Raw genomic sequence first — 6508 nt, forward strand, 5'->3', positions numbered from 1 at the left:
TCCCCGATTGTTCCCTACGTCGTATCGTTCCGGGTGGGGCCGTCGCCGTCGTCGAACCCGCCCTCGAGGAGTTTGCGCAGCTCGTCGTCCAGGCCGGCCGATTCCTGTTCACGGGCCTCGCGCCGTGAGGCGTAGCCGTCCGGGTCGTCCAGGTCCTCGGCCGTGGGCTGCAGGTCGGGATGGCGCCAGATGGTGTCGCGGTATTCGCGACCGTTGGCCTCGCCGATTTTCTCCCAGAGGGTGGCTGCCTCACGCAGCCGGCGTGGACGCAGGTCCAGGCCGACCAGGGTGCCGAAGGCATGCTCCGCAGGGCCACCCGTGGCCCGGCGCCGGTTAATGGTCTCCCGCAGCGCGTTCGCCGAGTCCAGAGGCTTGGCGGCCTCGGTGACCACCACGTCCACCCAGCCCTCGATCAGCGCGAGGGTCAACTCGAGGCGCTCCAGTGCCGCCTTCTGCGTCCCGGTGGGCTCGGGGATGAACGACGCCCCGGCGAAGGCCTCCTGCATGGACTCCGGATCGGACGGGTCGATGGACCGGGCCGCCTCCTCGATCTTGGACATGTCGATGTGCACGCCCGAGGCATACTGCTCGATCGCCGCGTACAGGTCCCGTTCCAGCCAGGGGGAGTGCACGAACAGGCGCATGCGGGCCACTTCCCGCAGGGCCAGGTAGATGCGGATCTGATCGTCCGGAACCTCGAGCCCGTCTCCGAACTCCTCGATGTTCACGGGGACCATGGCCAACTGGTGCCCGGCCACAGGGAAGCCCGAGTCGGTTCCGGAGAGGACCTCCTGGGCGAGGGCGCCGACGGCCTGGCCCAACTGGAGGCCGAACATGGTGCCGCCCATGTTCTGAAGCATCGGCTGCATCCCGTCCAGCATCCCCTTCATCTCCTCGGGCACCTGGCCCGGCAGCTGGTCCCTCATGGCCCGGGACATGGCCTCGGACATGGAGATGGCAACGGGCTCGGTGAGTCGCTGCCAGGTGTCCATGGACGCCTCGACCCATTCGGCACGTGACCAGGCCTTGCCGAGCAAGCCGGTGGACTCGATCTCGGTGGCACCGTCCAACCAGAGTTCAGCCAGCCGCAGCGCCTCGTCGATCTCACGTCGGGCGAAGGTTCCGACGGTCGGGTCCTGCCCGGCGGCGGCCTGGCGTGCAGACTGCCGGGCCAGGGTCCAGTTGACCGGGCCGTCCTCAGGCGAGGATTGCATCATGGCCTGGAACTGCTGCATCATCTGGCTCATCATGGCTGGATCCAGCTGGGAGGGGTCGAACGGAAGGCCCCCGGGGCCATCGGTTCCACCGGCTCCGCCCATCTGTCCGAGGGCACGGCGCAGCTCCTCGGGACCGGGCCCACCCTCGCCGAACATGCGGCGGAGCATGTCGGACAGCGGGTCTTCGCCGTCGTGGGAACCGGGGCCGTTCGGGGGATTCGTCATGGTCACCAGCGTATCGGCGAGCCCTGACCGTGTCCGCAGTGAATCCGCCGGTTCACTCTGGGCGCACAGGGGCATTGCGTCCTGCGCCACACTCCGCGCGCAGACCCCCTAGAATGAAGGAAGACCAGAGCGGCTCGTGCAGCGGGCCGTACGCCTCTGCCCGCGGTTCGGTGGATTCCCACTCCCGGGCAGTTTTCGTGAAGACAGGTGCCCTGACGTGTCAGAGACCGGACACCCGCCGTCGTCGCCGTCGGCCGTGCCCGGTTCCGTGACCCCGTACGCGGATCTGGCGCCGGCTGACGCGCCCCACCTGAGAGACGCCACTGACCTCAAGTCCTGGACGCGTCGCATCCACGCCGGCCGGCGCCGTCGCCGCATCACCGCCGCGGCCGGTGCCGTGGCCGGTCTCCTGACCCTGACCGCCGTTGCGCTGCCCAGTCCGTTCATCATCGAGTCGCCCGGACCGACCTTCAACACCATCGGTGAGTTCGAGGGTGAGCCGGTGATCACCGTCAACGGTGCCGAGACGTACCCGACGGACGGCAACCTGGATCTGACCACGGTGTACGTGTCCGGAGCTCCGACAGGCTGGACGACCTTCCTGGACGTGATGCGCAGCTGGGTCAATCCGACGGCCTCCGTCATCCCCCAGGAACTCGTCTACCCCTCCGGGACCACCTCAGAGGAGGTCAACGCCGAGAATTCCGAGGCCATGGCCACCTCCCAGAGCTGGGCCGTGGCCGCGGCGCTCGAGAATCTGGGCATCGACTACCGCCAGACCCTGTTCGTCGCCGGCTTCACCGAGGACTCCCAGGCTTCCGATCTGCTGCAGCCGGAGGACCAGCTGATCACCGCGGACGGAATCGAGGTCACCGGAATCGAGGGGCTGAAGAACCGGCTCAACGACTCCGGCGGTGAACCGGTTGACCTCGGCATCGTCCGGGACGGCCAGGAGCGCACCGTCGAGGTTCCCGTCTACGAGGGAGTCCAGGGGGAGTGGCTGATGGGCGTCTTTCTGGACTCGGATTTCGAGTTCCCGCTGGACGTGGCGATCACGCTGGAGAACGTCGGCGGTCCGAGCGCTGGGCTGATGTTCGCACTCGGGATCGTCGATGAGTTGACCCCCGGAGCCATGGCCGGCGGACAGCACTTCGCCGGGACCGGGACGATCGATCCCGATGGGACGGTCGGGGAGATCGGCGGCATCGTGCAGAAGGTCGCCGGCGCCCAGGCTGGCGGGGCGGGCCATTTCCTGGCTCCGGAGGGCAACTGTGCCGAGCTGGCGGGCAACGTCCCCGAGGGGATCGAGGTTTACTCGGTGGCGACCCTCGAACAGGCCCGGACCGTGGTCGAGACCGTGGGGAGTGGTGAAACGCCGCAGTTACCGACCTGCGGCTGACCGAGGCGGCGAAGAACGACGTACGGCGTGCCATGGCGCGGTACAACGCAGGACACAACAGACGTAAGACAAAGCAGAACCAGGGACTTCGGCGGCCACACAGGGCCGCCAACGCAGTGCAGGACACGACCGGCGCCAGGGCGCAGATGGGTAAGGACACGTGAGTTTCGGACAAGGGTTTGGCGGTCTCTTCGGAGGACCGGACGATGGACGCGGCAACGACCGCGGAACAGGGGGCTCCGGCGGCCTGTTCGGTGGCCCGGGAGGCGGCGGACCGGGGGGTCCCGGTCGTCCCGGTGGCCCGGGGCAACCGGCCGACCGCGGCGGTGACTCCACGGGGGGACGCCCAGCCGGCTCCCGCCGCCCCTCAGCGCTGGTGCTCACCATCGTGGTGCTGGCCGTGCTGGTGGTCGCCTTCATGTTCTTCTCGGGCGTCTATGCCGATGTCCTCTGGTACAACCAGGTGGACTTCTCCGAGGTGTTCTGGACCGAGATCTGGACCCGGGCCGCCTTGTTCGCGATCGGCGGTGTCTTCATGGGAGCCGCCGTGTGGCTGTCCATGTGGCTGGCGTGGAGGGCACGGCCCCTGAACGTGCAGGGCCAGACCCGCGACTCCCTGGCGCAGTATCAGAAGCAGCTTGAGCCCATGCGTCGCCTGGTGTTCATCGGTATCCCCGTGGTGATCGGCTTCTTCGCCGGTTCCGCCGCCATGAACGGGTGGCAGGATGTGCTGCTGTTCTTCAACCAGGAGCCCTATGGCCAAGTGGACCCGGAGTTCGGCCTGGACTACATGTTCTTCATGGCGACCCTGCCCTTCCTTGGCCTGATCGTCGGCTTCCTGGTCTCGGTCGTATTGATCGCCGGCATCGCCGGACTGCTCGTCCACTATCTCTACGGCAGCATCCGGGTTAAGGAGCAGGGCGGCATCGTCATCGAATCGCCGTCCCGGATCCACCTGGGCATCTTCGTGGCCCTGTTCCTCGTGCTCCAGGCCGGCAACTACTGGCTGGACCGATACCGCACCCTGCAGTCGCAGAACGGCAACTGGGCCGGTGCCATGTACACCGACGTCAACGCCGTGATCCCGACCTCGACGATCCTCGCCGTGGCGGCTGCCCTGGTGGCCATCCTGTTCATCGTCACGGCGATCACCGGCAAGTGGAGGATCTCCCTGGTCGGCGCAGCAGGCCTGGTCATCGCTGCGATCGTGGCCGGCGCCGCCTACCCGTTCCTCATCCAGGAGTACCAGGTCAAGCCCTCCGAGGTGACGCTGGAACAGGACTACATCAACCGCAACATCGAGCACACACGCGAGGCCTACGGACTGGCTGACGTCGAGTCCACGCAGTACGCCGGCAGCACGGACGCCGAAGCCGGTTCCCTGTCCGGAGAGGCAGAGAACACGGAGAACATCCGCCTCATGGACCCGAACCTGCTGTCCAGGACATTCGGCCAGCTCCAGCAGTTCCGGCCCTACTATGGCTTCCCGGAGACCCTGCATGTGGACCGCTACGAGGTGGATGGCCAGAAGCAGGACACCATCATCTCCGTGCGTGACGTGAACGTGGACCCGACCTCTTCCTGGGTCAACCAGCACATCACCTACACGCACGGCTACGGCGTGGTGGCTGCGGACGCCTCCGAGGTCGCCGCCGGCGGGCGCCCGTCCTTCCTGCTCTCCGGCATCCCCTCCTCGGGTGCCCTGGGCAGTGACGAGACCTACGAGCCGCGCATCTACTTCGGCATGAACTCGCCGAGCTACTCGATCGTGGGCGCCCCGGAAGGGGCCCCCGAGCGTGAACGCGACCGCCCGCAGGACGCCTCCAGTGACCAGGACACCACCTACACCTTCTCGGGTGAGGGCGGTCCGTCCGTGGGCGGCTTCTTCAACCAGTTGGTCTACGCCATCAAGTTCGGGTCCACGGAGATCCTGTTGTCGTCGGACGTGAATGACGAGTCCCAGATCCTCTATGACCGGAACCCGTTGGAGCGTGTCCAGAAGGTCGCGCCCTACCTGACCGTGGATTCCAACGCCTACCCGGCCATCGTGGAAGGCCGCGTGCAATGGATCGTGGAGGGATACACCACCTCGGCCGACTTCCCGTACTCGACCGCCCAGCAGTTGGACTCGGCCACCCGCGACGCCCTGAACACGGACGCCGCGTCCAACCTGACCGGTCAGGTCAACTACATCCGCAACTCGGTCAAGGCCACCGTGGACGCCTATGACGGTACGGTGACCCTCTACGCCTGGGACGAGGAGGATCCGCTGCTGAAGGCCTGGCAGAAGGTCTACCCGAACTCGTTGAAGCCGTACTCCGAGATGAGTGCCGAGGTCATGGAGCACGTCCGCTACCCGGAGGACATGTTCAAGGTGCAGCGCGAGCTGCTCGGCCGGTACCACGTGACCAACCCGGTCGACTTCTACGAGAACAACGACGCCTGGTCCGTCCCGGTCGACCCGACCCAGGACGATCCGACCGTCAAGCAGCCGCCGTACTACATGTCCCTGCGTATGCCGGGCAAGGACGAGCCGGCCTTCTCGCTGACCAACACGTACATCCCCCAGCTCACCCAGGGGGCGCAGCAGCGCAACGTGCTCTACGGGTTCCTGTCCGCCAACGGCGACGCGGGAACCGGCGAGGACGGTGTGAAGTCGGAGGACTACGGCCACCTTCAACTGCTCGAACTGCCACGCCAGACGGCGATCCCCGGCCCCGGCCAGGCGCAGGCGAACTTCGACTCCAACGCCCAGGTCTCGCAGGAGCTGAACCTGTTGCGTCAGGGTGCGTCGGAGGTCATCAACGGCAACCTGATCACCTTGCCCGTCGCTGAGGGCATCCTGTATGTCCAACCGGTCTACATCCAGTCCACCGGCCCCACGTCCTACCCGACGCTGCGGAAGGTGCTGGTCTCCTTCGGTGACGAGGTCGGATTCGCCAACACCCTCGACGAGGCCCTGGATCAGGTGTTCGGCGGCGATTCGGGAGCCTCCACCGCCGACGGTGAGGATCCGACGTCCGGTGTGGACGGGGAACCCGGCTCACAGCCGGAGGTTCCCCAGACCGAGAGCGAGCAGGAGAAGCTCGCGCAGGCCCTGGAGGACGCCAACACTGCCATCGCGGCCTCCGAGGCAGCTCTGGCCGAGGGAGACTGGACCGCCTACGGCGAAGCCCAGGCGCAGTTGAACGACGCCCTGTCCCGTGCCACCGCGGCCGACGACGCGATCCGTGGCGAAACCACGCCCGAGGAAGGTGCGGAGGCACCGGCTGACGGCGAACAGGCTGAGCAGACTGAACCGCCTGCCGAGGAGGGCACCGAGGGCTGATTCCCTCGCACCCGTCTCATCTCAGACAGCAGGGGCCGCTGCCCGGAGTGATCCGAGCGGCGGCCCCTGCTGTGTCTGACCGGCCGCCGATCAGCCCCCTGACGGGCATCCCCGGCCTCTGAGCACGTGCCGGTGGCCGAGCATTGGCGCCTAGATGAACGACGATGGACCGGTGGTGGACATCACGGTGGCCTCGATTTGGCTTTCCGGCCGGGAGCCCCGTATAGTCATAGGAGTCGCCGCGGGGTGGAGCAGTTCGGTAGCTCGCCGGGCTCATAACCCGGAGGTCGCAAGTTCAAATCTTGCCCCCGCAACGAGAAGAGAAAACCCCCGAACCCT

At 67.0% G+C, this 6508-nt stretch carries 3 protein-coding genes and 1 tRNA gene; 3 read left to right on the forward strand and 1 reads right to left on the reverse strand.

The features are described 5' to 3' along the window. Window positions 1-14: 14 nt before the first annotated feature. Window positions 15-1442 (reverse strand): zinc-dependent metalloprotease, encoded by a 1428-nt coding sequence (locus tag ABD134_RS14580; RefSeq protein WP_344230626.1) that lies wholly within the window; start codon window positions 1440-1442, stop codon window positions 15-17. 217 nt (window positions 1443-1659) lie between these two features. Between ABD134_RS14580 and ABD134_RS14585 the strand changes: the two genes are divergently transcribed. From ABD134_RS14585 to ABD134_RS14595, 3 genes are all read left to right on the forward strand, one after another. Further along, entirely contained in the window at window positions 1660-2841 is a 1182-nt protein-coding gene (locus ABD134_RS14585; protein ID WP_344230628.1) for a YlbL family protein, read from the forward strand. 160 nt (window positions 2842-3001) lie between these two features. Next, window positions 3002-6169, forward strand: coding sequence for a UPF0182 family membrane protein (locus tag ABD134_RS14590; protein WP_344230630.1), 3168 nt, complete (start codon window positions 3002-3004; stop codon window positions 6167-6169). Window positions 6170-6409: 240 nt separating this feature from the next. After that, window positions 6410-6483, forward strand: a tRNA-Met gene (locus ABD134_RS14595). Window positions 6484-6508: the final 25 nt, after the last annotated feature.

Origin of the sequence: Citricoccus alkalitolerans (assembly GCF_039528175.1) — a bacterium.
Classification (GTDB): Bacteria; Actinomycetota; Actinomycetes; order Actinomycetales; family Micrococcaceae; genus Citricoccus; species Citricoccus alkalitolerans.

Excerpts from the sequence above, each read along its gene's own strand:
- ABD134_RS14580 (WP_344230626.1), bottom strand. The coding sequence starts at position 1,442 with ATGACGAATCCCCCGAACGGCCCCGGTTCCCACGACGGCGAAGACCCG.